This window comes from Dysosmobacter segnis (assembly GCF_014297285.1).
Lineage (GTDB): Bacteria > Bacillota > Clostridia > Oscillospirales > Oscillospiraceae > Oscillibacter > Oscillibacter segnis.
The window spans coordinates 1-509 of record NZ_JACOQI010000127.1 but is presented as its reverse complement, the minus strand read 5'-3'; the positions used below and the strand labels follow the sequence as shown (position 1 = coordinate 509).

1 pseudogene is annotated in these 509 nt (G+C 52.3%); it reads left to right on the top strand.

What is annotated here, in order from left to right:
* Positions 1 to 509, top strand: a pseudogene (locus H8Z83_RS19370) (VirB4-like conjugal transfer ATPase, CD1110 family); the annotation flags it as partial.

Here is a 509-nt window from a genome sequence, read left to right as displayed (position 1 = left end):
GAGCTTTCGGATAAGTTGTTGGCGGAAATCTTGGAGCTGGATGCGGAAATGACCGTGACCATGCACATTCAGACCGTGGATCAGCTCAAGGCAATTAAGACCATCAAGGGGAAAATCTCGGACATCGGAAAAATGAAAGTGGAGGAACAGAGAAAGGCTGTGCGCTCCGGCTATGACCCGGATATTCTTCCCCCTGACCTGATTACATTCAGCAAGGACGCAGCGGAGCTTCTGGCTGATTTGCAATCCCGCAATGAGCGAATGTTTCTGCTGACCTTTACGGTGGTAAACCTTGCTCCTAACCGCCAGCGGCTGGAAAACGATGTGTTTACCGTGGGCGGTATCGCGCAGAAATACAACTGCGCTCTGCGCCGTCTGGACTGGCAACAGGAACAGGGCTTTGTTTCCTCGTTGGCCCTTGGTTACAACGAGGTAGAAATCCAGCGCGGTATGACCACCAGCTCCACAGCCATCTTTATTCCTTTTATGACAAGGGAGCTCCGCATGGC